Here is a 23,571-nt window from a genome sequence, read left to right as displayed (position 1 = left end):
TCGCTACATATATTTGAAAAGGTTTACAATATGATGAAGAAAGAGGCGTGTACATATGAGACGATTAGGTATTTCTATTTATCCAGAACATTCGACAGTAGAGAAAGATAAGGAATATTTAACATTAGCAAGTAAATACGGATTTACTCGTGTATTCACATGTTTATTATCTGTAGATGGTGAAAAAGAGAAAATTATAGAAGAGTTTAAAGAAACAATCTCTCATGCAAATGCATTAGGGTTCCAAGTATTAGTTGATATTAGTCCGTCTGTTTTTGAACAACTAGGTATTTCATATAATGATTTATCGTTCTTCCATGAACTAGGTGCGTACGGTATTCGTTTAGATGTTGGATTCTCTGGTTTAGAAGAATCGATTATGACTTATAATCCATACGGCTTAAAAATTGAGATTAATATGAGTAACGGTACGAAGTATGTAGATAACATTATGAGCCATAGACCAAATCGTGAAAATTTAATTGGTTGCCATAATTTTTATCCACATCGTTATTCAGGATTATCATACGATCATTTCATTAAATGCTCGAAACAATTTAAAGATTACGGTATGAGAACGGCTGCTTTTATTTCATCATTTGATGCAACATACGGACCTTGGCCAGTAACAGAAGGTTTATGTACGTTAGAGCAGCATCGTGAATTACCGATGACAACACAAGCGAAGCATTTATTTGCGACAGAATTAATTGATGATGTCATTATTGCAAACGCTTATGCATCAGAAGAAGAATTACAAGCACTAGGTGCATTAAATAAAGAGAAACAAACATTTGATATAGAGGTATATGATACAACGACAGAACTAGAAAGAATTATCGTATTAGACGAACCTCATTTTTACCGCGGAGATGTATCTGAATATATGATTCGCTCGACACAAAGTCGTGTGAAATATAAGAAAGAAGAGTTCAAACCGCATAATACACGCGAAATTAAGCGTGGCGATCTTTTAATTGATAATGAGCAATATGGTCAATATAAAGGCGAATTACAAATTGCTTTAAAAGATATGGTGAATACAGGAAAAACAAATGTAGTTGGCCGAATTGTGGAAGAAGAAATTTTCTTATTAGATTATTTACAAGCGTGGGATAAATTCGGATTTACATTAAAGAAATAGAGAGAATATAAAGGGGAAAAACTACTGATTTCAGCAGCTTTTTCCCTTTATCTATAAAGAGCGAGAGGAAGAGCTATGACAAAGGTGCATCAGCGATTAATTTCTATTTTAGAAGAGTTTTTAGACGAGAAATCGATGTTAAATCGAGCTTTTTTAGCGAGCCGTTTACATGTATCAACGAAGACGATTCAAAAAGATATAAAATTATTAAATGATATATTGGAAGAACACGGAGCGAAGATTGAATCGCAAAGAGGGACTGGATACGAACTAGAAATTATACAAGCGAAGAAGTTTGAAGAGTTTTGCGTGAGTCTATTTCAAAAACAGACGGAAAAGATCCCAACTTCTTATCAAGAAAGGATAGCGTACATTCTGCAGCGTATTGTAACGACAGAGGGATATGTGAAGCTTTCACAGTTAGCAGAGGAGATTTATGTAAGTAAATCGACTGTAAATTTAATTATGAAAGATGTTACAGATATATGTAGTCGTTATAAATTACAAATTGAAAAGAGACCGTATTATGGTATACGTATTGTGGGAGAGGAGTTTCATATTCGTTCTTGTTTATCACAATATGGTTTACCGCGTTATGACCATACTCCGTTTCATGAGCAATTTGAGCAGAGTGATACATATTTATCGTTACCTCATATACCGCTTATCCGTTCGGTTATATTAAAGTATATCGAGGGAGGAACGATATATTTATCAGATATTGAAATTGATAATTTAGTCATTCATATTGCAATTGCATTAAGGCGTTGTGAAGATCAACATTATATAAAAGGACTGAATGCGGAGCAAGCTGAACTTATCATAAAGAAAGAATATACAATTGCGAAAGAGATTTTAGGGGATTTAGAGAATGAGTTGCATCTTTCATTTCCAGAAGAAGAAGTTTTATATGTAACAATGCATGTATTAAGTACTGCTGTTACAGCGAAAGATCGTTATGAAAATGTGGAAGAATTATTAGGGAAAGATTTATATGCATTCATGCAACATATTCTTTTTAAAGTAGCGGAAGAACGGAATCTTATTTTTTATTATGATGAAGAATTATTATTTGGATTTGGTGTTCATTTAAAAACGTTATTAAACCGTTTGAAGTATAAGTTAAATACGAGAAATCCTCTTTTGGCAGAAGTGAAAAAGAATTATCCTTATGCTTTTGAAATTGCGGTTCTCGTTGGAGATATAATTGGTGAATATACGGGAGAATCGATTTCGGAAAGTGAAATTGGTTATATTGCGATTCACTTCGGCGGAGCGATGAGTCGTTTACAGGAACAGAACCAAAAGAAAAGATGTTTATTAGTTTGTGCGACTGGTCAAGGAAGCGCCCAGCTATTGAAATATAAAATTCTATCACAGTTCCGAGATAAATTAGAAATTGTAGGGATTACAGGCTATTATCAATTGAAAGTAGAAGACCTTTATAAAGGAAAGATAGATTGTATTATTAGTACGATTCATATACCGAGTGGTTTGCCTGTACCAGTTATAAAAGTGAATTCAATATTTGATGATAAAGAGATTAAATCGATTGGTCAGCAGTTGTTTACGCATGTGAATAATAGTGTGCAGCAATATATGAAGGAAGATTTGATTTTCTTAAATTATAGCGCTTCTACGAAGGAAGAGGTTATCCAATTTTTATGTGAGAAAGCTGCTGAGAAAAATTATGTACCAGAAAACTTTTATGATTCTGTTATAGAAAGAGAAAATACATCTCCGACAGCGGTTGGGAATTTAGTTGCGATTCCTCATCCGATGCAGTTATTAAGTGAGAAAACTTTTTTGATGTTTTGTACACTTGAGAAAGCGGTTGAATGGGGAGATAAGAAAGTACAAGTTATTATTTTATTTAGTGTAAAGCGCAATAATAATGAAGATTTACAAAAGCTTTATGATTTTTTATATGATATTATGTCTAGTCAAAGTGCGATAGAGAAATTAACGCAGGCTAAAGGAATTGAAGATTTTCAAGAGGTATTACTATCTATATAAGAAAAGTATGTAAAAACTTCCGTTACACAACGGAAGTTTTTTATGTTTAATTGTATGCGTTTTCATAATAAGATAAAAATATAGAAAAAAGATAGCTTGGGGGAATTTAAAATGACTGATATGCAAACTCCATTTGCGTTAATTTTACATGGTGGTAACGCGAGAAGCGCGGCGCTTGAAGCAATTGCTTTTGCAAGACAAGGAGATTTTGAGAATGCGAGTGAAAAAATGACACTTGCTAGTGAAGAAATTACAGCGGCTCATCGTATTCAAACAGACTTAATTCAAGAAGAAGCGAGAGGAAATCATGCAGAAATCAGTTTACTGTTAGTGCATGCACAAGATCATTTAATGAATGCAATTACAGTGAAGGAACTTGCTGCAGAATTTATTACTCTTCATAAACGAGTGGAAGAGAAAGTGACAGTATAAGATGTACATTTTATTATGTTGTGCAGCAGGCATGTCGACGAGTATGGTTGTAAGAAAAATGCAAGAAGAGGCAATGAAACAAGGGAAGGATTATAAAATTAAAGCAGTGGATTCAGAACTTGTGAAATTAGAAATAAAACATGCTGATGTTGTTTTAATCGGGCCACAGGTGAAGTACTTGTTTCCAGCGGTACAGTTTCTTGCGAATTCATACGATATACCGGTTGCAATTATAGAACAACGAGATTATGGCATGTGTGATGGTTTAAAAGTACTGAAACAAGCAGAACAATTAGTTTTAGCATAATTATATTTTTTTAAATATAAACATTATAATGTTATAACTTTATTTTGTTCTTTCGTAGTAAAGAGAAAGAGGAGGGGTATTGATGAATGGTTTTATGAGTTTTATGGAACAAAAGATTATGCCAACAACGCAAAAAATTGCAGGACAACGACATTTATTAGCAATTCGAAACGGAGTTATTTCTACATTGCCGTTAACGATTGTCGGATCATTTTTCGTTATCTTTTTAAATTTACCAATTGATGCATATATGGAGTGGATTGCACCGTTTCGCCATATTTTAGATATTCCATTCCGATTTACAGTAGGTTTAATGGCGTTATACGCAGCATTTGGGGTAGGGGCTTCACTCGCGAATTTTTACCAGCTCAATCAGTTAAGTGCAGGGTTATTATCTGTACTCGCCTTTTTACTAGCATCAGTTGAACCAATTCAAATTACGAAAGCTGTACCAGGTGTTATTGATGCGGGAAGATACATTTCAGTAGGAACATTAAGTGCAACGTCTTTATTCGGCGCAATTGTTACAGCATTAATTGCAGTAGAAATTTATCACTTTATGATTAAACATAATATCTCAATTAAATTACCAGACAGTGTACCACCAGCAGTTGCAAACTCGTTTGCAGCATTAATTCCAACTTTAGTCGTTATTCTTTTATTCTGGGGCATTCGTTACGGTTTAAAATTTGATGTGAATACAACAATCACATATTTAATCGCACCACTAAAATCAGTATTAGTAGGAAATAATTTATTCGGCGGTTTATTAACAGTATTCTTAATCGTGTTCTTCTGGTCATTCGGTATACATGGACCTGCGATTTTAGGACCAATCATTCGTCCGATGTGGGATTCAGCAATTCTTGAAAATATGGAAGTATTCACAGCTACAGGAAATGCACATCAATTACCAAACTTATTTACAGAGCAATTTATTCAATGGTTCGTATGGATCGGTGGATCAGGCTCAACGTTAGCTTTAGTTATTATGTTTATGTTCTCTAAATCTAAGTTCCTAAAAGAGTTAGGTAGATTATCATTCGTGCCGGGTTTATTCAATATTAACGAACCAATTATTTTCGGGGCACCAATTGTAATGAACCCAATCTTAATTATTCCGTTCGTTATTACACCGTTAGTTACAACGACAGTATCATATTTCGCAGTTGTTTCAGGTATGATTCCGTTGATGATGGCGAAATTGCCATTTACGATGTTAGCACCAATTGCAGCGATTATTAGTACAGACTGGACAATTATGGCTGGTGTACTTGTACTTGTTAACTTTGTTATCTCATTCGTTATTTACTATCCATTCTTCAAAATGTATGAGAAACAACAATTAGCAGGAGAGGAGAAAACAGAATGCTCGGAGCAATTATCATCTTAATTACATTCGTGGCGGGGCAGTGTATCGCACATTATTCCAAATGGGTACAAAGTAAATCTTTATTCGTTTTACTACTAGTATCAATTTTATTTATCGGTAGTTCAATGGGTGCATATGTAATGCTAGGCTTGCAATCACCGTACGTTATCATTGTACCGACAATTTTATGTGCAACATGTTTATCTGCAAAATATCGATTTACAAGTATGGCATTAATACAACGTGTGAAGGAGATGCAAAAGCATGGAGCGTAAATTAGGAATTTCACTTTATCCAGAGCATTCAACGAAAGAAAAAGATATGGCATACATTTCGGCAGCGGCACGCCACGGTTTTTCAAGAATATTCACATGTCTATTATCTGTGAATCGTCCAAAAGAAGAAATTGTAGCTGAATTTAAAGAAATTATTAATCATGCAAAAGATAACAATATGGAAGTTATTTTAGATGTAGCTCCGGCAGTATTCGATCAACTTGGTATTAGCTATAGTGATCTATCATTCTTTGCAGAGTTAGGTGCAGACGGTATTCGTTTAGATTTAGGTTTTGATGGATTAACAGAAGCGAAAATGACGAATAATCCGTATGGCTTAAAAATTGAACTGAACGTAAGTAATGATATTGCATACTTAGAAAATATCCTTTCACATCAGGCGAATAAGCCAGCTTTAATCGGTTGTCATAACTTCTATCCGCAAAAATTTACTGGACTTCCGTATGATTATTTCATTCGCTGTAGTGAACGCTTTAAAAAACACGGTATTCGCACAGCAGCATTTATTACGTCACATGCAGCTGAAATCGGTCCATGGGATATTAATGACGGATTATGTACGTTAGAACAACATCGTAACTTACCGATTGAAGTACAAGCGAAACATTTATGGGCGACAGGGCTTATTGATGATGTTATTATCGGAAATGCTTATGCGAGTGAAGAAGAGTTAGAGAAACTAGGAAACTTAAATCGTTACATGTTACAGCTAAAGGTACACTTTGTAGACGAAGCAACTGAAGTAGAGAAGAGAGCAACACTGCAAGAATTACACGTAAGACGCGGCGACATAACAGAACATATGGTACGTTCTACAGAAGTGCGTAAAAAATACAAAGACTATGACTTCCCAGTGCGCGAAAGCGTACGACAGGAAAGAGGGCAAGTTGTAATTGGGAACAACTCATTTGGTAAGTATAAAGGCGAACTGCAAATCATTTTAAAAGAAATGCCGATAGATGAACGGAAAAATATTGTCGGTACAATTGCGGAAGAAGAGTTATTCTTACTAGATTATGTAGGAGCTTGGACACAGTTTACTTGTGTGGAATAGGGAAGAGAAGGAGGTTGTCCAAATTTTGGGCAGCCTTTTTATTATAAAGTATTTTTTTAATGTCAAAGTTTGTCGGTAAATCGATATCTTTTGTCGAACCGTTGATATATTATAAGTTACGATAGATATATTCGGAAAATCGTTGATATATTGTAGGTTACGATAGATATATTTGAAAAATCGTTGATATAATTTCATTTACTGTGACATTTTTATGAAAAGAGAAGGAACGCAAAAAGAGTCAGCCTCAACAATGAGACTGACTCTTTTTTTATATAGTAATTAGTTTAAAATCTTTACTGTAACTGTTTTACGTCCCCAGTTACTTGATGTACCTTTGTCTGGCATTAAAACGTCGATTTTATTTCCTTTAATAGCTCCACCAGTATCACCAGCGATTGCTACTCCGTAACCTTCAACCCATACTTTTGAACCTAATGGAATGACACTTGGATCAACTGCGATTAGTTTCATGTTTGGATTAGCTGTTAAGTTGTGACCTAAAGCTGATTTTACTTGGTCGCCTGCTTTATAACCATTTTCAAGTGGATCTGCTGTGTAAGCTGTTGCTACAACGCGTAACTCACGAGAAGATGATGGTGCACTTGTTTCAGTTTCTTTTGCAACAGGTTGTTGTGTAGCTGGTTTTTGAGCTTTAGCAGCTTCACGAGCTTTAGCTGCTTCTTGAGCCTTAGCTTCTGCTTGAGCTTCAGCTGCTTCTTGAGCTTCAGCTTCTGCTTGAGCTTCTGCCTGAGCTTTAGCCGCTTCACGAGCTTTAGCTGCTTCTTGAGCTTTAGCCGCTGCTTGAGCTTCAGCTGCTTCTTGAGCTTTAGCAGCTTCACGAGCTTTAGCTGCTTCCTCGGCCTTAGCTTCTGCTTGAGCTTCAGCTTCTGCCTGAGCTTTAGCTTCTGCTTGAGCTTTAGCAGCTTCACGAGCTTTAGCCGCTTCTTGTGCTTTAACTGCTGCTTGAGCTTCAGCTGCTTCACGAGCTTTAGTTGCTTCCTGAGCTTTAGCTTTTGCTTGCGTTTCAGCTACTTCCCCGGCTTTAACTGCTTCACGAACTTTAGCTGTATCTTGAACTTTAGTTACTTTTTCAACTTTAACTGCTGGTTGAACTTTAACTGGAGCTTTACCTGTTAAGTAAGGAACATGAACATAAGCTGTTTTTCCGTTATATTCAAATTGAATCCAGTCATTTTGCACTTGGTGTGTTGTTTCGATTACATCATCTTGTTTCAACTTACCAAGAATTTCTGAGTCTGTGTTTGCACCAGCACGTACGTTTAATACGTTTGCTGTTACATAGTAAGTGTCTTTTGTATAGTCAGCGCTTATGAAAGCTTCTTTACCGCTATTCAATTTAACTTTTGACCATCCGTTTTCTGTATGTAAAACATCTACTTTATATCCATCTAATAATTTTCCTACAACTTTTGATTCAGTAGTTGGGTTTTCTCGTACATTTAGTACATCAGTCGTTACGATTGTTTCTGCTTTAGCAGATGTTGTGAAAATCCCAAGACCAAAAACCGCTGCTGTTGCTATACCCATAAATTTTTTCATAATAGCCTCCATTGCATTTGTTTTCGTTGACCTCATTATAGCAACCATTATTTTCTTATTTGCGAAAAACATAGAATTACAAAGCTTTCGTAACGGGGCATTAATATTCTGTAATAATTCCAGTAATATCCTAAAAGCGCTTTCTTATAGTTTTTAGGGGAGGTTTGAGCATACGATACATAAAAAGGGGAGTATTTCAATTTCTAATAGGTTAATAATGTTTCTGTATCGTTACACAAATGTTTCTGTGGTGTTACAAAAATAGCGTGTTTTGTTGTTGGAACAGGAAAGTAGTTATGTAAAAATAACTATTTTAGTTGTGGAGAAATATAAATGAGGTGAAAATCAATAAAAAATCGCCATAATTGTTACAAAATAAGTCGAGGTATGGAAAAAATTACGCCTTGATTTTAGGTCATCACATATTATTTTTGCAATAATAGGATTCTATAATAGCTTTAGTAGGTTAAAATAATTAAAGGTGTTGATAACGTGAAACATATATAATAGAAGAAACACGATTTAATAGATAAACAAAAACGTAGGAGTGTAAACTCCTACGTTTTTGTTTATTCATATCGTAAACATTCAATTGGATCAAGTTTTGCAGCTTTGTTAGCTGGCAGTAAACCGAATATAATACCGATTAACATTGAGATACCTACTGCAAGAAGTCCAAGTTCTTTTGAGACAACGAGTGGCCATCCAGCAAAGATTGAGACAATCCAAGCGAAGAAAATACCGAGCATGAATCCGATGAAACCACCGAGTCCTGTTAAAATACAAGATTCGATTAAGAATTGTGTTAATACTTTACCGCGCGTTGCACCAAGTGCTTTACGAATACCAATCTCACGTGTACGTTCTGTTACAGATACAAGCATAATGTTCATTACACCGATACCACCAACAAGTAAGGAGATAGCAGCAATACCACCGAATACCATTTTCATCATACCGATGGATTCATCTAATTGCTTCGTAAATTCACCTAAGTCTTGTGCTTCGAATTTGTGCTCAAATTTAGGAGCTTTCATTTCGTTTAAAACAGAAACGGCTTGTTTTTCTACACTTTTACGTTCTGCTGGAGAAACGAGTGTTAATTTTACTGAGTCATACTCAGTTACTCCTGAAATTACAGGGGCATTTTCAAGTGATGTATAACCTTCTGACATAGCCATTCCAAACTCATTTTTCGTTTCGTACACACCGACTACTTTATAAGGTTTTCCTTTTATATCCGTGTATAAATTTGATTCCCAGCCATTAAATAGTTTATTGAAAGCTTCTTCATTTAATATAACAGCAGGAGCTGCTTGGTTTAATTCGCTGTCGTTTAATTCGCGACCGTGAACTAATTTTATTTTCGAATCTGTCATAAAGGCGCCTGTTCCACCTTTTAAATCAAGGGAGACATCTTTTGAACCAGAAGAGGCTTTTACTTTCATACTTACATCTGGATACACATCTTTAACGCCTGGTACAGTTTGAAGACGTTTCAGCATATCGGCTGTAATTTTGGCGTTGTCTGGTCCATAATCAGGGTTTTTGTAGTAAATCGTTACTTCATTATCTTTTCCTTGGCCTAACTCTTTCTTAAACTTTGCGTTTGTACCATCACCCATTGAAATGATAGTAATAATGGCACTAATACCGATAATAATTCCTAGCATCGTTAAGATAGAACGCATTTTATGGGCAAAGATAGAGGAAAGGGCCATGCGTATATTTTCACTCGTGTTCAAAATTAACCTCTCCAATCTTGGACGATATTTCCGTCACGAATTACAATTTGACGTGCTGCAGCTTCCCCGATTTCACGGTCATGGGTAATCATAATGATTGTGGAGCCTTGTTTGTTTAATTCGTAAAAGAGGTCCATAATTTGTGTACTTGTTTTCGTATCAAGTGCCCCCGTCGGTTCATCGGCTAAAATGAATTTTGGGTTATTTACGATTGCACGTGCGACTGCGACACGCTGCTTTTGTCCACCTGACAATTCATTCGGCAGGTGAGTAGCACGATCAGCTAAACCTACTTTTGTTAAAGCAGCTAATGAGCGCTCACGTCTTTCTTTTTTATCCACTCCAGCGTAAATAAGAGGTAGCTCTACATTTTGAAGTGCTGTAAGTCTCGGTAATAACATGAAGTTTTGGAATACGAACCCGATCTCTTTATTACGAACGCGTGCAAGTTCTGTTTCAGACATGTTTGAAATATTTTGACCAGCCAGTTCATACGCACCTGTCGTTGGTTTATCTAAGCAACCGATAATGTTCATTAATGTTGATTTACCAGAACCAGATGGTCCCATAATAGAAGTGAATTCTCCTTGGTTCAGTGTTACGTCAATGCCGTGTAATATTTGAACGGACTCTGCACCATTTTGGAAAGATTTCGTGATGCCTTTTAAGTTAATCATTCAACGACAACCTCCATACCATCTTTTAAGTCTTTTTCAGGTTTAGAGATAATTTGCTCTCCTTTTTTCACTCCAGAAACTTTTGCTTCGCTATCTGTCTCGAACTCAACAGTAACTGCTTGTTCTTTCGCTTTACCGTCTTTTACAACGAAGACAACATTTTTGTTATCTTTTTTCACGATGCTGCTCTTCGGAACAATCGTACCAGTTGCTTCGCCAGATTTACTTGTTACGTATACGTGGAAGCCGTTTTGTAATTCTTCACTATTGTCTAATGTGACAGTGAATTGATAGTTAGAAACTGTTTTGTTTTCGTCCATGCTCTTTAATGGTGTAGAGCCAATTTCTGTTACTTTTCCTGTCCAAGTCTTACCAGCGACAGTTTTTGATGAAACAGTTACTTCTTGCCCAACTTTCATACTAGCAAGCTCATATTCAGAAAGTTGACCTTTTACTTTAAATGGACCAGCGTGACGAAGTGTAATGCCGCTCATACCTGTTTTTTCATCAGCAGTTTTTACGATATCATCAATTACGCCATCAGTAGGGCTCGTTACAGAAAGCGTGTTTACTTTCTCTTTTGCTGCTTTAATTAGTTCATCAGATTTTTCAACTTCAAATTTTTTCATTTCAAGTTGTGATTCTAATTGTTGCACTTCGATTTCTGAAGCTTTTAATGCTTCAGCAGGAAGGCCTGCATTTTTATCTTTTTGTAATTTTTGTTTCGCTGCATCAATCTGTTTTTGGAACAATGTTACTTCTTTTTGTGCGATTTTTTTTTGCATTTCTGCTTCTGTTACACCTTGTTTCGCAGTAGGATCATTATATTTAAATAGAAGCTGTCCTTTTTTTACTTCGTCACCTTTTTTTACAGCTAATTCGTACGTACCTTTTGTTGGATCAAATGAGATTGTTTCAATTCCACTTGGGATTACTTCGCCACCAAATTTTTGTGCATTTTCAATTTGTTTTTCTGTAACTTTATAACCGCTATATGCCATTGCTACTTCTGAACCACCGCCACCAGCAAATGCAAAATATGATCCAGCTGCAATTCCAATTGCTACTACACTAGTAATTAACACTTTATTTTTCTTCTTCATCTATTTATCACCTTTTCGTTCGTATTAGTATCTACATTAAGTATAAAAGAGGTGAAGAATCTGACAAATCGTTTTAGCTTACAATAACCTTACAGTTTTGTAAGGTATGAATATGTAAATGTAAGGTAGAGGTTGTCCCAGCCTAAGCAAATGAATTGACTCGTTGTTTCTTTCTTACAATAATATTGTATGAAGGAGAGGAGGAAGGAAGATGGAAGCTTATTTTAGTGCGCATCCATTAAAACCATTTATTCCATACTCAAGGCAACATGCCATTATATTATTTATTATGTTGGTGGGGATCATTTTTCTGTATCAATACCAAGATATATTACGTCAAAGTGAGTGGAATATAACGGTTCGATATGTGATTGCATTTTTATTTATTGGAAGCGAAATTGGGCTTCATATGTGGGAATGGAAAGCAGGGATTTTTGAACTAGGCACTTCATTACCATTTGAGTTATGTACGATTAGTTTATTGTTAGCATCGATTATGATTGTAACGAAAAGTTACCGCATATATGAGATTGTATTTTTTACGGGAATTATTGGTGCATCACAAGCTATGTTAACACCAAACTTGCAATATGCTTTTCCGCATTTTCGTTTCATTGAATATTTTATCGCGCATATATTGCTCATTTGGGCACCACTCTTTATGACTTGGGTGGAAGGATATCGTCCGACAGTACAATCTATTAAACGCACAATGATATTTTTAAACATATTGATTCCAATTGCTTCGTTTGTGAATTACAAAACAGGCGGTAATTATATGTTTTTAGCTCGTAAGCCAGAAACAGCTTCATTACTCGATATGTTAGGGCCGCACCCTTACTATATTATTTCATTAGAACTCGCAGCGCTTATTGGATGTTTTATTTTGTATATGCCGTTTGCGAAAAGAGAAGGGCATGCGCATAAAGAATCACTAGGATCATAACCTAGTGATTTTTTTATATAAATATTTACAATTCAGAAAATTAAGAATAAAATTAGAAGGTAAATTATATAGAGAGAGAAGGGAAAACGTGGTCAAAAAAGTTTTTCTGAATGGGATGGAAGTGACGGTTCAATTTATTATTTCGATTTTGGGGATTATTTGTTTAGGGACATTGCCGAAACTATTTTATGGATTTGAGCTGCATGCATCACAGTACATAAAGAGTTTAAAAGAAGTGTTTGTGAATTTAATGGACATCTCCAATTTTAAATATGTGGGAGATAAATTTTTATTTCCGCAGTTGTTTGTTCATTATAAAGAAACAATTGTTATATTTTTAGCTGCTTTTTTCATTTCATTATTTGTAGCATTTTGTATTGTTTATGTCATTATGAGTAGTTCACCTCGTATACAACATCGTATTAAATCATTTCTTATCTTCCTAGAATCTATTCCAGACATTTTACTTATTTTGTTATCGCAAATTTTAGTTGTATGGGTTTTTAAACAAACAGGCTTTTTACCTTTTCAAATTGCGTCAATCGGAGGCGAGTCGATTAGAGGATTGCCAATATTGTGTTTGAGCATCCCGACTACGATTATGTTTGTAAAAATGGTCGTGCTTCGTTTTGAAAATGAACTAGAAAAAGATTATGTACTATTTGCTAAGGCGAAAGGGCTGGGGCGCTTTCATATTTTAAATCGTCATATTTTACGAAATGTGTTGCTTAGTACATTATTCTTTGCGAAAACGAATATCTTTTTTATGTTATCTAATTTATATATTATAGAATGGATTTTTAATACGGGTGGTATTTTTATGTTTTTGAAATCGTATTTCGGTATTAGAGTTGAGGTTTTCATCGTTAGTGTGCTGCTTATTTATATTCCGATTTTTATTTTGTTTAAATTGTTTCATTATCTCATTCCAGCTGCGATGAAGGAGAGACTATAATATGTGGACGTATATAAAACGCGATAAAAGATTTTGGATAAGCATTGGGTTTCTTCTCCTATTAGTTCTTTTGAGCATCGGAAATACGTTATGGAATGATGGACATATTAGACAAGTTACATTGCAATATGATGCGGATGAAAATCCACAAGTGCCACCGTTTCCACCTTCATTACAATTTTTACTCGGGACAGACCGGAAAGGGTATGACCTGTTACATTTAGTCATTGAAGGCGCGAAGTGGACGATTGGTATATCTATTTTAATTGCGGCACTTAGAATGGTAATAGGTGTGTTTTTCGGTGTCGTACTCGGAACGTATATAAAAAGAGGATTTTCAAAAATTGAGGCTTTCTTTGATAGTTTTACAGTTATTCCGACAGTTATGATTGCGTATTTTTTTCTTCAATCTGCAAATGCATTTGGAAGCGGAGAGGAGACAACAACCTTTTTTGAAAGGGCTTCGTTTCAAGTGGTATTACTTGTACTGCTTGTAATGCCAGTTATTGCACTGTATGTTGCGAAGGAAGTTCGTAAATTGCGAACGGAAGAATTTGTTGATGCCGCGCGCATATTAGGTGGATCGAGAAGACATATTGTTATAAAACATATTTTTCCGCATCTCTATATGCCGTTTATACTCGTATTTCTTCAGCAGTTTACGCAGACTCTTACTATTTTACTGCACTTAGGATTACTTGAAGTGTTCTTTGGTGGGACTGTAATGTTTGGTGGACAAATAAAAGAGGTGGAATCTTATACGCATGAATGGTCAGGTTTAATTGGAGTATACTTTAGGTCATTAACAGTGAATCCGTGGATCCCTCTCGTTCCGATTACATTTTTTGGACTTACTATTTTTTCAGGAAATATGATTGTAAAAAGTATCGAAGAGGCGATGATGAAAGTAAGGTTAGGAGGAGAGCTAAAGAAGGATGTTGTAGAAGAGGAACAATCTGCTGTGCAGTCAAAAGAAGAGTTATTTACTTTTAAACATACGATGTGAAAATAAAAAAGAAGCAAGCACAATTACTGCTTGCTTCTTTTCTTTATTTTGTAGAAACTTCACCTTTAGCTTCTGTTTGTGGAATAAAGTATCCCATTATACCACCGATGATTGCCGGGATAATCCAGCCAATTCCTAAGTTATAAAAAGGAATGGTGTGTACAATATTAGCAATAAAACCTGGTATCATTTCCACATTATCCAGTGCATGAATACAGCTAATAATAAATGCTGCGATCATTGCTCCGATGTAGACAGAAGGTTTACGTTTCGTATATTTATCTATAAATGATACGAAAATTAAAATAATCGTAATTGGATATAAAATAATTAATACAGGTAATGTAATTTTTATTAATAAGCTTAAACCTAAGTTTGAAATAACGAAGCTAAAGATACAAACGTATAGTACGAGTTTTTTGTAGGAAATATTTGTTAGTACTGTTGCGAAATAGTTTGCGAATGCACTTACAACGCCGATTGCTGTCGTTAAACAAGCGAAGATAATGGCGATACTTAATAAAACATTCCCACTTGTCCCAAAGAATTGGTACATAACAGTAGCTAATAGTTGACCACCGTTTTCGAATTGTCCTAGATTACCGTTTGAAGCGCCGATATAACCGAGTAAGAAATAAACAATTGTTAAAAATAGAGCTGCAATGCTACCGCAAATAATGGTATATTTCGCAATAGATTTCTTCTCTTGTATACCGTTTTGGCGAATTGCATTTACAACAATCGTTGATAATACAAGTGCGCCAATTGCATCTAACGTTAAAAACCCTTCAAGAAATCCTTTGAAAAATGGGATTTCTTTATAGTCACCAACAGGTTCTGCAAACGCTCCTGGTGAAAGAATCGCTTTTGTTGCCATAATTGCAATAATTACAAGTAAAATTGGTGTTAATATTTTTCCAATATGATCTACTAATTTTGATGGATTTAATGATAAGAAGTAGACGACTGTAAAGAAAATAGCACTAAAAATTAACATAGAGTACCATTGGTCCGGGAAAAGTGGTGCAATCCCAATTTCGTAAGATACAGATCCAGTTCGTGGAATAACAAATAGTGGGCCGATTGAAAGATAAATAATGATAGCGAATACTGCTGCGAATTTTGGATGAACACGGCTTGCTAAAGTATTAAAACTACCACCGGCAAGGGCAACAGCGACGATAGCTAGTAAAGATAAACCGACGTCTGTAATAATAAATCCTGTAATGGAAACCCACATATTTTCTCCGGAAGAAAGACCGAGAAGGGGCGGGAAAATCATATTACCAGCACCGAAGAAAACTGCGAATAGTAATAAACTAATCGAAAGTATTTGCGCTGGCTTTAAAGTTGTACGCATATAAAGAAAATCCTCCTAATGAGTATTTTTGTCGAAAATTCAAACAATTTGTCGAGTAACTGTTACTATTTTAAAGGTCTGATGACTAGAAAGCAATAGGGAATTGTGAAAAAATTAAAAAATAATGCATTAAATCGAATAAATATACTATTTATATGTTTAATAGGAAGGATTTAACTTTAAACGTAAAAAAACACATATCGCCAGGATACGTGTATTAAAAATAAATTTTTCGATCGCGTTCTTCTTTTAAAATTTCAACTGCTTCTCGGAAACGTTGTGAATGGACAATTTCTCGTTCACGTAAAAAGCGCAAGCTATCATTTATGTCGGGATCGTCAGATAAATCAATGAGCCATTGATAAGTTGCTCTTGCTTTTTCTTCAGCAGCAATATCTTCATATAAATCTGCGATAGGATCTCCTTTTGCTTGAATATAAGTAGCAGTAAAAGGAACGCCACCAGCATTATGATAAAACAAAGCGCTATCATGATTAGCGTACTGTGCGTCTAATCCAGCAGCTTTCATTTGTTCAGGTGTTGCATCTTTTGTTAATTTATAAATCATTGTAGCGATCATTTCTAGGTGTGCGAATTCTTCTGTACCGATATCAGTTAGTAAGCCAACGACTTTGTCAGGAATCGTGTAACGCTGATTTAAGTAGCGAAGAGCAGCGGCTAATTCACCATCCGCACCACCATATTGTTCAACTAATAATCTTGCGAGTGCGGGATTACAAGTACTTACTTTAACAGGATATTGTAATTTCTTTTCATAAATCCACATAGTTTCTCTCCTTTATATTTGCCATGGCCACGGTCCTTTGCTCCATTCCCATGGGGCGTTAGAATAACTATTTCCAAACTGCTGAAGTGGTCCGTATTTTTCTTCAATTTTTTGTTGTAGTACTCTTCGTTTATAAGAAAAATCATTGAATTGATTTATAGCGGCAGTATCGTCGGGATGCGTATCTAAATAGAGGGTAAGTTCAACTAAGACAAAGTCTAGTTCTTGCAGTTCTTCAATCCATTTGTAATATTCATTAGGCAATGTTTGTGTCACGTTTTTATTCACCGTCCTTTTTTGTAAGGATTTTCATAGTAATCATAAAATGCTGGCCATAGAGTCCCTTTTCTTAAAGCTTCTTTTGGTGGGAATTGGGGTAAATTAGCTGGTTGAAAGCCCATATATAAGTGGGGGGGAGTTGAGTAATATTTTTTCCCAATTGGAGGACAAGGATCGTTTGGACCATGATAAGGTATGTAGGATTTCATGTATTTATCCATGTTATACGCCTCCTTTATTAATGAAATATTCATCACTACGTATTGTATTCGTACATAATTAAGATTTATGACACATATAGAAAACTAATAGAGACAGGAGGAGTGCGGATGGAAAGGATTACAACATGCATTGTATTAGAATCTAAAAATTTAAAGGAAACATTATACTTTTACGAAGGGATTCTAGGCTTTAAGCCAAGCAAGGAAAGACCACAATTACGTGTAACAGGTGTTTGGTATGATGTTGGTTCAACGAGAATTTGTTTTGTTGTAAACAGGGGACTGGGAGAATATAGAGAGACCGTCACATCATCAGTGAAGGAAATATTTTTAAGAACTACAAACATTGAGCGGATCAAGAAAAAGTTAGAGTTTTATCAAGTAGCATTTTTAGAAGAACGATGTGGTGAAGAAATAAGGGTAACTTTCTATGATCCAGATCGTTTTAAAGTCCAAATTGTTTCAGCGGAGAATACAGCATAGTATTATTTATAGTGCAATAACCTGAATGGTGGATGAAAAAAATATTGACAAGCCCCTCCAAATATTTTAATGTGATTGTATAAAATTGTGTATATAAAGGGGAGTAACTTATTACAGTAAAGTCGTCATTACAGGGAGAAACCCTCGGCTTTATTGGCAACGTTTCGTTGTTAGTGAGACCTTTACCAGCAATGGTAAAGGCCCCTTATTGTCTTTTTTAGGACCCTTACCATATTTGGTAGGGTCCTTTTTGTATACAAAGAGAGGAGATATAAAAATGAAAAAACTTATTAGTAGATTAAGAGTTGTATTTCATGTCCGTCGTTTTGTTCCATTCCTATTTGACTTTTTTACTTCAAAAGAGGTTTCAATAAAGAAGAAAATCTTATCTATTGCTTTTTTAGTTGGTTATGTAGCGATGCCGCTCGATTTAATTCCAGACTTCTTACCGTTCATCGGTATTTTAGATGATATTGGAATTGTGTTATTCATTTTAAATCGAATTGTAAAAATGGCGCCAGTACAATTGCAAGAAAAGCATAATGTAAACGTAGGATAGGAGTTGAAAGTATGGAGCAAATTATTTTAGATATAATCGAGTTTTTAAAGCAGTTTTCTTATTTTGGAGTTGTGTTAGCATTAACGTTTGAATTTATTCCAGCAGAGGTAGTTTTGCCCATGGTTGGGTATTGGGTATACGAGGGTGATATGAATTTTTGGTTAGCTGTATTAGCAGGGACACTTGGCGGAACGACAGGACCATTAACGTTATACGCACTCGGTTATTACGGTGGTCGCCCCCTATTAATAAAGTATGGGAAATACTTCTTTATTAAAGAAGAACAAATTCAAAAAGCAGATGATTTCTTTGAGAAATATGGGCCAGTTGTAGCGTTTGTTGGACGTTTTGTACCGGGAGTTCGAACACTTATTTCTGTTCCGTGTGGTATGGCGAAAATGAACATATGGAAATTTAGCATATATACATTTGTAGCAATGTTCCCATTAACGACTTTGTATATTTATTTTGGAATGAAATTAGGTCCGCATTGGGCAAAAGCAGCAGATGTTGTTGGTCAATATATGTTACCGATATTAGCAGTCGTTGTTATTATTGTCGGTGGTATCTTAATCTATAAATTTATGAAAAAACGAAATAGATCGGAATCTATCTAGTCATTGGTATTGGAATTTGCACATTTTGTGAAAATAGATGAATAGTACAGGCAAAAGACTCTGAGGGACATACACATATAGGGAATATAAACGAGAGAGGGGAAACAACTATGTCTTGTGAGTGCTCAGGGTCAGCATTAACTTGCTGTCCAGATAAAAATTATGTGCAAGATAAAGTGTGTAGTCCGTGGTCTGCTACTGTAGTTGCGGCAGCAATTGATAATGTTCTCTATACAAATAATATTAACCAAAACGTAGTGGGTACTGGTTTTGTTAAATATGATGTTGGACCAGGTCCGATTACTGTAGAAGCACTGGATTCTGCTGGGGCTACAATTGATACACAAACATTAAACCCAGGAACGAGTATTGCTTTTACGTATCGCCGCTTTGATAGTATACAAGTTGTGTTACCTGCAACACCTGCTGGAACGTATCAAGGAGAATTTTGTATTACAACACGTTATCCACTTTCATAGCAGAATAGGAGAGGATCGAAATGGGAATGAGAAGTTCCAGTTTGTCTTGTTGTTCGAATAAAACGCTTGTACAAGATCAAGTATGTACAGACTGGTCTATTACAGGTGCTGGTACTCAAATTGTATATACAAATAACATCACGCAAGAAGTATATGGTTCAGGTTACGTGAAATATGATGTAGGTGCGAACCCGATTACAGTGGATTTTTTAGTAGGTGCTACAGTAGTTGATACAATTACTGTACAGCCACAAAGTAGTGGTACTTTCACTGTACGATATTTTACGACTGTTCGAATTACTACGACAGGAACAACTGTTAATCAAGGAGAGTTTTGTATTACTGTACGTTATCCGATTTCATAAAAAAAGCATACCGTAAATGGTATGCTTTTTTAAATTGAGAAAGTAATGAAATTGGTATTCTATAAGCAACATGTAAATTGGCAACAGTACTTGCCTTCTAAATATAGTGAAGGATCACTTTGTATATTAATAATACTGACAGATTGTAAGTCTTTTCCTGTGTAAGATATAGTATTGCCAGGAAAGACAGTGAAAATATTAGTTACTGCTCCAACGATTTCAATTGTAATTGCCTCTGTGCTGCTAGTACTATTGTAAACCAAGACAGTACCTGATATAAGTAGTATCCCATCACTTTGCCACAGTATCATTGATTGTAGTGCATCTTTGATAGAGGGAATGGTGTTGTTAGTTATGAGGAAATTCCCTGCAAATTCATTTGTTACTCGCTCACAACTTGGATTTGGAGGAGGGGGCGGTGGACAAGGGTTTGGGCAAATGATAGATAAAGGAGCGAAACAGCCAATATTTTTTTTGTTCTTCAATACAACCCCTCCTTTTTAAGTTGTCTTTTACTACTATTAAATGTAGAAGCATGGCCGATGTGTTAAGAAAAGAAGAAAATTTTTAAAATTAAGATTGTCTAATAGGCTTAAACCTTAACTTATCATTAGTGTTATAGAAAAGATTATATGTGAATAGTCATAGGAAAAGAATGATCAGACTCTTTTAGACAAAAGGTGGTTGTATACAATAGTACGAGGAATGTTGGACTTAACTTTTAATTAACTGTATATTTACAAAAATCTAATAAAATTTATTTGTTATTTAAACGACATTAATATATTTTAGATAAAATAGCCCTTGTAATGAATCAATTATTATGAGGAGGATTCAAGTGGAAAGAACAGCTTTACGAAAAGTAAAAGGTCTTATTGGGTTATTAATGGTTTTTGTATTAGCATTCGTATCATTTCCGTGGAGTACATCAGTCAAAGCGGAAGAGAAAAAGCAAGAAAAGGCACCAAGTGAAAAGAAAATAGTTTTTCCAGTCGTAAGTGATGTACATATTAAAAATAGTGGAACGGATGATACGTTTCGCTGGAAACGAGCAATCGAGCAACTTAATACACTTGCACCTAAACAAGATGCGTTCGTAATTGTGGGAGATTTTACTGATTCAGGATCACTGCAGCAATATGATCGTTTCATGCAAGTGTATAATGAAAATGCAAATAAAGATGCAGTACGAATGAATTCTCTTGGTAACCATGATTATTGGAACGGTTTATCTGTAGAGGGAGCGCAGAAGCGTTTCTTAGAAAAAACAGGAATGGAATCGATTTACTATCATAAAGTGGTGAAAGGGTATCACTTCCTTGTTATGTCTCCAGAGGATGGGACAACTCATGGATATTATTCGGACAAGCAAATTAATTGGTTAAAAGAAGAAATGGCAAAGGCACAAAAAGATGATCCAGAAAAACCAATTTTCGTATTTTTACACCAACATATTAAAGATACAGTATACGGTAGTCAAGAGTGGGGAACGAAAGATAGTGCGAAAATTAATGAGGTGTTAAAAGGATACCCGCAGGTTATCACGTTTTCAGGTCATTCGCATTACCCGTTAGACGATCCAAGATCAATTCATCAAAAAGACTTTACATCAGTTGGTACATCTTCAGTAAGTTATATGGAGGTTGAAGGTGGTAAAGTACAAGGGAATATCCCGCCAGGAGCTAGTACGTTAAGCCAGGGTTTATTAGTAGAAGTAGATGATAAAGAGGTAACAATTAATCGTCGTGATTTCCATACGAATTCTTGGACAGGCGAGCCTTGGAAAATTAAATTACCAGCAAAGAAAGATACATTTACACATGTAGAAGATCGTGATAAAGAAAAGCCTTACTTTGCTAAAGATGCAAAGCTTGCGGTATCAAATGTAACAGAAAATGCGGCAACGGTGACATTCCCGCAAGCACTGGATAACCTACTTGTCCATTCTTATCGTGTACAAGCTAGAGATAAGCAAACAGGAGAAATTAAAAACAAGTTGTTAGCATTCTCAGAGTTTTATCGTGACCCAGTGCCAAAAGATCTTACGTTTACACTGGCAGGATTAGATGACGGGAAAACATATACGCTTGAAGTCGTTGCGATTGATTCATTTGGTAATGAAAGCGCACAACCGTTAACAGCAGAAATCACTACGAAAAAAGATAATATTGACCCGAATATAAAAGTACCAAAGGCAGATGTCTTTGATGTGAATTTCTTAGATGGCACGTTTAAAGATAACTCATTGTTTGGGACGAAAGGCGATGTGAAAGGGAATGTATCTATTGCATACGATAAAGCTTTAAAAACAAATGTAATGAAATTGAATGGACAAGCAAATACATTTGGATACCTTCCGTTTTCAGCAGCACAAAAAGAGAAAGCAGCAAATACATTTACGTTAGAAACTGTATTTTCAATGAATGAAATTCGTGGACAAGGTATTTTACAAAATACAGAGAGTGGCGGAATTGGATTTGAATCTACAGGAAGTGGATATGTTGAATTGTGGGCTCATATTGGTGGTAGTTATAAGCGTGTTGGAGTTCAGCTAGAAGCAAACAAAACATATCACTTAACAGGAACATATAACGGAAGTGAAGTAGCTATTTACGTAGATGGTAAAAAAGTAAATAGCCAACCAGCTCAAGGAAAAGTGTATCATCCAAACGTACCATTTGCATTTGGAGCTGACCCAGATAGTAATGGAAATGGCGGTATTCCGTTAAATGGACAAATCGCGCTTGCAAGATTATATAGTAAAGCGTTAAGTTCTTCAGAAGTATTAGCAGCGTACAATGAGTTTTCTAACCGCACGAAGTTAGAGCAAGTAAACACGTTATATGAAGAGCTTGGGAAAGTGAAAGAAGTGTTAGCTGGTAAATATGAGTTTGGTGACAAACCAGGTCAATATTCAAAAGAAGCATTTCAAGAACTAGAGAAAAGCTATAACACTGCAAAGCAAGCATTTGAAAATGTAGGAAGTACTGGAGAGCAAATCGTTCAAACGTATAACGAATTAAAAACAGCTAATGTAGCATTTGTACAATCAAAGGTGGCAGAAGAACAACCTAAAACACCGAAAGAAAAATTACAAATCAATATTGAATCTGCAAAAACAGTGGTGAAAAAAGCGCAAGCTGCAAATGTAACGGATGGTTCAGTGAAATCATTGAGTCAAAAAATTACAGTGGCAGAAGCTGTATTAAAAGATGCGAAAGTAAAAGATGCACAAGTAGAAACGATGAATCGTACGATAGAATATGCGATTTCGCTTGTTGAAAAAAGTATGAACAAATAAGAGAGAAGAAAAAGAAGCTTATCATGATAGGCTTCTTTTTTGTTATACTAAAAATAGCATAGAAAAAGGGTAATTAACTGTTACGATTTATTTAACCAATTATAACGAAAGTTAATTAAATATATCAGTAAGCCCTGCTAGTCAAGTGATTGGCTAGTAGTGAGGGTTAACTGCGGGCAATCCCTAAAGCTGATTGAACTACAACGTGGCTAGAAATAGCGAGCGTGAATGTCGCGAAAGCAGAAAAAATCAATCAGATGGTGCAAGGTTAAATCCTAAACACTAGAACAATGGGTCTTCCGCCTCGAATCATCTAAGTCAAAAGTGATAAGATGAACGTTCAACGACTATCTCGTATAACTGACGAGAGTACATCACAAGCCTATGGTGATGGAAAAATCCTCTATCTCTAAAGAGATAAACATATAGTCTGCGCTCATGTGAAAACATGAGAAGTTCATAAGAGAACTGGCTAAGGAATTGCGCCCTTAGTTGAACGAGATA

At 35.5% G+C, this 23,571-nt stretch carries 25 protein-coding genes; 16 read left to right on the top strand and 9 right to left on the bottom strand.

The window, feature by feature from the left end; all coding sequences use genetic code 11:
• Nucleotides 1-55 precede the first annotated feature (55 nt).
• The 7 genes from QCI44_RS24190 to QCI44_RS24160 all read left to right on the top strand — a co-directional run bounded on the left by QCI44_RS24190 (nt 56) and on the right by QCI44_RS24160 (nt 6,621).
• Entirely contained in the window at nt 56-1,144 is a 1,089-nt protein-coding gene (locus tag QCI44_RS24190; RefSeq protein ID WP_016133679.1) for a DUF871 domain-containing protein, read from the top strand.
• 75 nt (nt 1,145-1,219) lie between these two features.
• Nucleotides 1,220-3,160 carry a BglG family transcription antiterminator gene (locus QCI44_RS24185; RefSeq protein WP_016089214.1) on the top strand — a complete coding sequence of 647 codons (1,941 nt, stop codon included), beginning with the start codon at nt 1,220-1,222 and terminating at the stop codon, nt 3,158-3,160.
• A gap of 111 nt (nt 3,161-3,271) precedes the next feature.
• Nucleotides 3,272-3,592, top strand: coding sequence for a PTS lactose/cellobiose transporter subunit IIA (locus QCI44_RS24180; protein ID WP_016133680.1), 321 nt, complete (start codon nt 3,272-3,274; stop codon nt 3,590-3,592).
• 1 nt (nt 3,593) lies between these two features.
• Entirely contained in the window at nt 3,594-3,899 is a 306-nt protein-coding gene (locus QCI44_RS24175) for a PTS sugar transporter subunit IIB (RefSeq protein ID WP_033659631.1), read from the top strand.
• A gap of 82 nt (nt 3,900-3,981) precedes the next feature.
• Nucleotides 3,982-5,292, top strand: a complete 1,311-nt coding sequence (locus QCI44_RS24170; protein WP_001013048.1) for a PTS sugar transporter subunit IIC — start codon at nt 3,982-3,984, stop codon at nt 5,290-5,292.
• Complete coding sequence (locus tag QCI44_RS24165) at nt 5,268-5,546, top strand: hypothetical protein (protein ID WP_016089211.1); 279 nt, start codon at nt 5,268-5,270, stop codon at nt 5,544-5,546. Before QCI44_RS24170 ends, QCI44_RS24165 begins: the two co-directional genes overlap by 25 nt.
• Nucleotides 5,536-6,621, top strand: a complete 1,086-nt coding sequence (locus tag QCI44_RS24160) for a DUF871 domain-containing protein (protein WP_353811481.1) — start codon at nt 5,536-5,538, stop codon at nt 6,619-6,621. The genes QCI44_RS24165 and QCI44_RS24160 overlap by 11 nt, the downstream gene beginning before the upstream one ends.
• 282 nt (nt 6,622-6,903) lie before the next feature.
• Here QCI44_RS24160 and entC read toward each other — a convergent pair whose 3' ends face one another.
• The 4 genes from entC to QCI44_RS24140 all read right to left on the bottom strand — a co-directional run bounded on the left by entC (nt 6,904) and on the right by QCI44_RS24140 (nt 11,709).
• On the bottom strand, nt 6,904-8,307 hold the full coding sequence (gene entC / locus QCI44_RS24155; protein WP_353811535.1) for a cell wall-binding protein EntC: 1,404 nt from the start codon (nt 8,305-8,307) through the stop codon (nt 6,904-6,906).
• Between the two features lie 446 nt (nt 8,308-8,753).
• Entirely contained in the window at nt 8,754-9,905 is a 1,152-nt protein-coding gene (locus tag QCI44_RS24150; RefSeq protein ID WP_431154278.1) for an ABC transporter permease, read from the bottom strand.
• 26 nt (nt 9,906-9,931) lie between these two features.
• Nucleotides 9,932-10,606, bottom strand: coding sequence for an ABC transporter ATP-binding protein (locus tag QCI44_RS24145; protein ID WP_000609098.1), 675 nt, complete (start codon nt 10,604-10,606; stop codon nt 9,932-9,934).
• A complete protein-coding gene (locus tag QCI44_RS24140; protein ID WP_016089206.1) occupies nt 10,603-11,709 on the bottom strand; it encodes an efflux RND transporter periplasmic adaptor subunit in 1,107 nt (368 codons plus the stop codon). The genes QCI44_RS24145 and QCI44_RS24140 overlap by 4 nt, the downstream gene beginning before the upstream one ends.
• A gap of 211 nt (nt 11,710-11,920) precedes the next feature.
• On the opposite strand from QCI44_RS24140, the gene QCI44_RS24135 reads away from it, so the two are divergent.
• The 3 genes from QCI44_RS24135 to QCI44_RS24125 all read left to right on the top strand — a co-directional run bounded on the left by QCI44_RS24135 (nt 11,921) and on the right by QCI44_RS24125 (nt 14,616).
• On the top strand, nt 11,921-12,655 hold the full coding sequence (locus QCI44_RS24135; protein WP_353811480.1) for a YwaF family protein: 735 nt from the start codon (nt 11,921-11,923) through the stop codon (nt 12,653-12,655).
• 88 nt (nt 12,656-12,743) lie between these two features.
• Nucleotides 12,744-13,610: an ABC transporter permease subunit gene (locus QCI44_RS24130; protein ID WP_016089204.1), complete on the top strand. Its 867-nt coding sequence runs from the start codon at nt 12,744-12,746 to the stop codon at nt 13,608-13,610.
• 1 nt (nt 13,611) lies between these two features.
• Complete coding sequence (locus tag QCI44_RS24125; protein ID WP_061672631.1) at nt 13,612-14,616, top strand: ABC transporter permease; 1,005 nt, start codon at nt 13,612-13,614, stop codon at nt 14,614-14,616.
• A gap of 43 nt (nt 14,617-14,659) precedes the next feature.
• Here the strand turns inward: QCI44_RS24125 and brnQ2 are convergent, their stop codons facing one another.
• From brnQ2 to QCI44_RS24105, 4 genes are all read right to left on the bottom strand, one after another.
• Nucleotides 14,660-15,976, bottom strand: a complete 1,317-nt coding sequence (brnQ2, locus tag QCI44_RS24120) for a branched-chain amino acid transport system II carrier protein BrnQ2 (RefSeq protein WP_016136525.1) — start codon at nt 15,974-15,976, stop codon at nt 14,660-14,662.
• A 217-nt stretch (nt 15,977-16,193) separates the two neighbouring features.
• Complete coding sequence (cotJC, locus tag QCI44_RS24115) at nt 16,194-16,763, bottom strand: spore coat protein CotJC (protein ID WP_016089202.1); 570 nt, start codon at nt 16,761-16,763, stop codon at nt 16,194-16,196.
• Between the two features lie 12 nt (nt 16,764-16,775).
• Nucleotides 16,776-17,039 carry a spore coat protein CotJB gene (locus tag QCI44_RS24110; RefSeq protein WP_000194957.1) on the bottom strand — a complete coding sequence of 88 codons (264 nt, stop codon included), beginning with the start codon at nt 17,037-17,039 and terminating at the stop codon, nt 16,776-16,778.
• An 8-nt stretch (nt 17,040-17,047) separates the two neighbouring features.
• Complete coding sequence (locus tag QCI44_RS24105; protein ID WP_000362186.1) at nt 17,048-17,263, bottom strand: spore coat associated protein CotJA; 216 nt, start codon at nt 17,261-17,263, stop codon at nt 17,048-17,050.
• A gap of 108 nt (nt 17,264-17,371) precedes the next feature.
• Between QCI44_RS24105 and QCI44_RS24100 the strand changes: the two genes are divergently transcribed.
• The 5 genes from QCI44_RS24100 (at nt 17,372) to QCI44_RS24080 (ending at nt 19,766) form a co-directional block, all read left to right on the top strand.
• Nucleotides 17,372-17,746 carry a VOC family protein gene (locus QCI44_RS24100; protein ID WP_353811479.1) on the top strand — a complete coding sequence of 125 codons (375 nt, stop codon included), beginning with the start codon at nt 17,372-17,374 and terminating at the stop codon, nt 17,744-17,746.
• 277 nt (nt 17,747-18,023) lie between these two features.
• Nucleotides 18,024-18,305, top strand: coding sequence for a YkvA family protein (locus QCI44_RS24095; RefSeq protein ID WP_000733844.1), 282 nt, complete (start codon nt 18,024-18,026; stop codon nt 18,303-18,305).
• An 11-nt stretch (nt 18,306-18,316) separates the two neighbouring features.
• Complete coding sequence (locus QCI44_RS24090) at nt 18,317-18,922, top strand: DedA family protein (protein ID WP_000435008.1); 606 nt, start codon at nt 18,317-18,319, stop codon at nt 18,920-18,922.
• A gap of 110 nt (nt 18,923-19,032) precedes the next feature.
• The gene (locus QCI44_RS24085) at nt 19,033-19,401 is read left to right on the top strand and encodes a DUF3992 domain-containing protein (RefSeq protein ID WP_001277534.1); all 369 of its coding nucleotides are present in this window, start codon (nt 19,033-19,035) and stop codon (nt 19,399-19,401) included.
• Between the two features lie 20 nt (nt 19,402-19,421).
• A complete protein-coding gene (locus QCI44_RS24080; protein WP_000525819.1) occupies nt 19,422-19,766 on the top strand; it encodes a DUF3992 domain-containing protein in 345 nt (114 codons plus the stop codon).
• Nucleotides 19,767-19,825: 59 nt separating this feature from the next.
• Here QCI44_RS24080 and QCI44_RS24075 read toward each other — a convergent pair whose 3' ends face one another.
• Nucleotides 19,826-20,251, bottom strand: coding sequence for an S-Ena type endospore appendage (locus QCI44_RS24075; protein WP_098486135.1), 426 nt, complete (start codon nt 20,249-20,251; stop codon nt 19,826-19,828).
• Between the two features lie 353 nt (nt 20,252-20,604).
• Between QCI44_RS24075 and QCI44_RS24070 the strand changes: the two genes are divergently transcribed.
• Nucleotides 20,605-23,067 carry a LamG-like jellyroll fold domain-containing protein gene (locus tag QCI44_RS24070; protein ID WP_116329215.1) on the top strand — a complete coding sequence of 821 codons (2,463 nt, stop codon included), beginning with the start codon at nt 20,605-20,607 and terminating at the stop codon, nt 23,065-23,067.
• The last annotated feature ends 504 nt before the right edge of the window (nt 23,068-23,571 follow it).

It is taken from the genome of Bacillus cereus group sp. RP37 (assembly GCF_040459695.1).
In the GTDB taxonomy this organism is placed as follows: Bacteria; Bacillota; Bacilli; order Bacillales; family Bacillaceae_G; genus Bacillus_A.
The sequence above is the reverse complement of the archived record's forward strand: the minus strand, read 5'-3'. Positions and strand labels throughout refer to the sequence as shown.

Bases quoted from the DNA above. Each gene is read 5' to 3' on its own strand.
- QCI44_RS24190 (WP_016133679.1), top strand. From the start codon at position 56: ATGAGACGATTAGGTATTTCTATTTATCCAGAACATTCGACAGTAGAG.
- QCI44_RS24185 (WP_016089214.1), top strand. From the start codon at position 1,220: ATGACAAAGGTGCATCAGCGATTAATTTCTATTTTAGAAGAGTTTTTA.
- QCI44_RS24180 (WP_016133680.1), top strand. From the start codon at position 3,272: ATGACTGATATGCAAACTCCATTTGCGTTAATTTTACATGGTGGTAAC.
- QCI44_RS24175 (WP_033659631.1), top strand. From the start codon at position 3,594: ATGTACATTTTATTATGTTGTGCAGCAGGCATGTCGACGAGTATGGTT.
- QCI44_RS24170 (WP_001013048.1), top strand. From the start codon at position 3,982: ATGAATGGTTTTATGAGTTTTATGGAACAAAAGATTATGCCAACAACG.
- QCI44_RS24165 (WP_016089211.1), top strand. From the start codon at position 5,268: ATGCTCGGAGCAATTATCATCTTAATTACATTCGTGGCGGGGCAGTGT.
- QCI44_RS24160 (WP_353811481.1), top strand. From the start codon at position 5,536: ATGGAGCGTAAATTAGGAATTTCACTTTATCCAGAGCATTCAACGAAA.
- QCI44_RS24150 (WP_431154278.1), bottom strand. From the start codon at position 9,905: ATGGCCCTTTCCTCTATCTTTGCCCATAAAATGCGTTCTATCTTAACG.
- QCI44_RS24145 (WP_000609098.1), bottom strand. From the start codon at position 10,606: ATGATTAACTTAAAAGGCATCACGAAATCTTTCCAAAATGGTGCAGAG.
- QCI44_RS24140 (WP_016089206.1), bottom strand. From the start codon at position 11,709: ATGAAGAAGAAAAATAAAGTGTTAATTACTAGTGTAGTAGCAATTGGA.
- QCI44_RS24135 (WP_353811480.1), top strand. From the start codon at position 11,921: ATGGAAGCTTATTTTAGTGCGCATCCATTAAAACCATTTATTCCATAC.
- QCI44_RS24125 (WP_061672631.1), top strand. From the start codon at position 13,612: ATGTGGACGTATATAAAACGCGATAAAAGATTTTGGATAAGCATTGGG.
- brnQ2 (WP_016136525.1), bottom strand. From the start codon at position 15,976: ATGCGTACAACTTTAAAGCCAGCGCAAATACTTTCGATTAGTTTATTA.
- cotJC (WP_016089202.1), bottom strand. From the start codon at position 16,763: ATGTGGATTTATGAAAAGAAATTACAATATCCTGTTAAAGTAAGTACT.
- QCI44_RS24105 (WP_000362186.1), bottom strand. From the start codon at position 17,263: ATGGATAAATACATGAAATCCTACATACCTTATCATGGTCCAAACGAT.
- QCI44_RS24100 (WP_353811479.1), top strand. From the start codon at position 17,372: ATGGAAAGGATTACAACATGCATTGTATTAGAATCTAAAAATTTAAAG.
- QCI44_RS24095 (WP_000733844.1), top strand. From the start codon at position 18,024: ATGAAAAAACTTATTAGTAGATTAAGAGTTGTATTTCATGTCCGTCGT.
- QCI44_RS24090 (WP_000435008.1), top strand. From the start codon at position 18,317: ATGGAGCAAATTATTTTAGATATAATCGAGTTTTTAAAGCAGTTTTCT.
- QCI44_RS24085 (WP_001277534.1), top strand. From the start codon at position 19,033: ATGTCTTGTGAGTGCTCAGGGTCAGCATTAACTTGCTGTCCAGATAAA.
- QCI44_RS24080 (WP_000525819.1), top strand. From the start codon at position 19,422: ATGGGAATGAGAAGTTCCAGTTTGTCTTGTTGTTCGAATAAAACGCTT.